This is a genomic window from Serratia sp. HMSC15F11, assembly GCF_001808215.1.
Classification (GTDB): domain Bacteria; phylum Pseudomonadota; class Gammaproteobacteria; order Enterobacterales; family Enterobacteriaceae; genus Serratia; species Serratia nevei.
In genome coordinates, this window is the sequence record NZ_KV792456.1 from 1 (window position 1) to 2,698 (window position 2,698).

A 2,698-nucleotide genomic window follows, 5' to 3' on the forward strand; every position below is an offset into this window, starting at 1 on the left:
AGGTGCGCGTCGATGTCGCTCTGCGGGCTGCGTTCGCCCAGCAGGTTATCCGCCAGATCGTACACCAGCCGCGCGCCCGGTTTGCCCTGATTGGGTTCGCGGTGTTGCAGCAGGCGGCTTTTGATGCAACTAACAATCTAATGTTTTTACTCTTCCTTTTTTATTTTTAAAGAACAGAATATCTCCTTTTCAAGCCTCTACCTTACACCTCATATTCAATGTTGCTCAAATTTGTTATAAAACTCTAACAATCTTTATCACCATTGACTATTTCATTAATTTCAGGTCGCCACACTTCCCACCATTTTTTCTCCAAATTCACAGAATAGTTTTCAATTGAATAATAGTCATTCTTATCATTATGGGATGTAAAACACTGATCAACACCATTGACAACCCATGATAGCAAATTTAAAACATCCTTATCACATTCGTTTTCTTTTAAAAACGCCTCTGAATTATTTATTAAGTCACTTAATAGCTTTTCATCAAAGAACGACCTCTCAAAAAGCGAGTGGCAAAAAGTCCCTTCAATCAAGTCATTTTTGTTATTCATAACATCAAGCTTTAATTCCTTGCTCACATTGAACTCCTAATCATTCCATGGTTTTTTCTATGAAATCAAAAAACCAAAAAAACTCTTTGGCTCTAAATACAGTGAATTTCCATTGTCACCATTTTTATACCTGACGATAAAAACTGAGAACGGTTCTTCACTACAATTCACTGCAATTATCTTAACTTCCCGTTCAGTTTTAAAAGCTTGTGAATAGATTGACATCATGGAAAATTGATCATCCACATCTACTTCAAACCACGGAGAGATGTTTTCAACTAAATGTGAATTAACAACTCCATCATCATCAATGTAAAATTCAAATATAACTTCACCTGATATAAAGTAAATCCTGTCATACATCGGGTGAAAAACCGGCGGCGTATCCGAATCTATGTAGCCAGTGACAACTATATCACTCACCCCAAATTTAATTACATGTCCACTAAACTTACTCATATACTCCATAAGCTAACGCCAGAATGAAAAATCAGATATGAAAATTTCGTTTATTATCACCCCAGCAGGAATATAGTTTATCGCATCGGCGATCTCATCATATGGAGGTGGGAGGATAAACGAAACACCAAAGTCATCATTAATAATGATTGAACCATTGTATATTTTCTGTGATGTCGTCAGCTTGATTATATCTATTATTTTCACTCCTGGGAATATGATTCCATTGTAGCCACCTTGATAATGAGCATTACATCCAAGTGACAAAATGACACCGTCTTTATCAGTTACGACGGTCAAGGTATTGTCGACTGTATATGACTTTCGCTCACTCCTGTCAGGTAGGAAGTGTTTTTTAACCTTAACGCTAAATCTGGAGTGCATTTCATTAATATATAATGAAATATTTTCATTTAGATTGATATTACCTATAGAAGCACCCGACACAATCCTAGCGTTAAAATCAATCATGTTAGATATCGTAATATTAAGTGATTTATCGATGTGTACAGATGGATATTTCAAAATTATTAAACCTGATCTTTTAGATACGTTTCATTCTAGACATTTAGAACCGACTGAGAGCTGCCGGTTCTAACAACATCACTTGTTTTAATCATTAAAAACTAGAGTGTTTCTCTCGAGCTTGTGATCTTTTATATAACTATCCTCCCATTCAAAATAATCATCCGGTGCTGTACGAGGAAAACCCTTCTCAAAATATCTATCACCATGTGACATTACCATACCCCAATAATATTCATCCTCATGACCTAACATACAGGCCTCCATGAAATTCTTGGGTGGTGTTGTAAACATAGGTGTATTGCTAATTATATAATTTGCTTCCTCTTCACTTTTTCTTCCATAAAAAATAATCACTCCATAAATAATATGGACCCAAGAATAAAAATTCATGATAACACTTTCATTTTTATTAGATTCATTAACAAATACCAGTCCATCTCTTAGTTCATTTCTTTCAATCATGTTACTTACATCCTGATTTGTATTTATTGAATGTTGTTGCTGCTTTATCACTATATATTGCAAATTGTGAGCCACCAGCCCTAGGTTTACCCCCTCTCCTAAAGTCTTTTAAATTCAATAGCATGGGACCACTCACGGCATCATATGAATGTGCAAGAGTTCCTGCTCTAGCCTTCGTGACAAACTCAGCCCACTCTGCATTTGCTGAACCAAACGTTTTAATATTAAGTTTGGCTAATTCTGAATTTGGCACATCAAATTGAGTTATAGACATATTTCGGTCGGTTCTCATCTGAGCCCATCTTTCCGCTTGAGCTCTATCAGTCGTAACATAGAATCCACCTTTGCCTGCTGGATCAAAGTCTTTTAGTCCGTTTCCGTAAGAAGGGTCTATTGCTCCTTTAATATCACCAGCATGATAGAATGTCGTTACATCCTCATTTGTCAACCCAAACGGATCCACCCACATCAGCGGGTTCGGCGCATACTGATAAAGGTTCAACCCGCCGCGTAACCCTATCGGATCCTGCGTGGTGAAACGCCCCACCTCGGGTTCGTAGTAGCGGAACAGGTTGTAGTGCAGGCCGCTTTCGTCGTCCTGATATTGCCCGGCGTAGCGCAGCGGCTGCTGGTATTGCGCACCCTGCCGCTGCGCTGCGCCGTCTACCGTCTGGCCCTGCAGCTTGCCGAAGG

At 38.6% G+C, this 2,698-nt stretch carries 5 protein-coding genes; all 5 read right to left on the minus strand.

Annotated elements, in window-relative coordinates; genetic code table 11:
- Positions 1 to 244: 244 nt before the first annotated feature.
- Entirely contained in the window at positions 245 to 583 is a 339-nt protein-coding gene (locus tag HMPREF3138_RS25500; protein ID WP_071605335.1) for a hypothetical protein, read from the minus strand.
- Positions 584 to 613: 30 nt separating this feature from the next.
- Complete coding sequence (locus tag HMPREF3138_RS11525) at positions 614 to 1,015, minus strand: hypothetical protein (protein WP_223294875.1); 402 nt, start codon at positions 1,013 to 1,015, stop codon at positions 614 to 616.
- Positions 1,016 to 1,027: 12 nt separating this feature from the next.
- Positions 1,028 to 1,486 carry a hypothetical protein gene (locus tag HMPREF3138_RS11530; RefSeq protein WP_038874758.1) on the minus strand — a complete coding sequence of 153 codons (459 nt, stop codon included), beginning with the start codon at positions 1,484 to 1,486 and terminating at the stop codon, positions 1,028 to 1,030.
- Between the two features lie 141 nt (positions 1,487 to 1,627).
- On the minus strand, positions 1,628 to 2,005 hold the full coding sequence (locus HMPREF3138_RS11535; protein WP_038874752.1) for a hypothetical protein: 378 nt from the start codon (positions 2,003 to 2,005) through the stop codon (positions 1,628 to 1,630).
- 1 nt (position 2,006) lies between these two features.
- Positions 2,007 to 2,698: RHS repeat-associated core domain-containing protein (locus HMPREF3138_RS27135; protein WP_139145146.1), on the minus strand; the 692-nt coding region annotated here is incomplete at its 5' end.

Bases quoted from the DNA above. Each gene is read 5' to 3' on its own strand.
- HMPREF3138_RS11525 (WP_223294875.1), bottom strand. From the start codon at position 1,015: ATGAGTAAGTTTAGTGGACATGTAATTAAATTTGGGGTGAGTGATATA.
- HMPREF3138_RS11530 (WP_038874758.1), bottom strand. From the start codon at position 1,486: ATGATTGATTTTAACGCTAGGATTGTGTCGGGTGCTTCTATAGGTAAT.
- HMPREF3138_RS11535 (WP_038874752.1), bottom strand. From the start codon at position 2,005: ATGATTGAAAGAAATGAACTAAGAGATGGACTGGTATTTGTTAATGAA.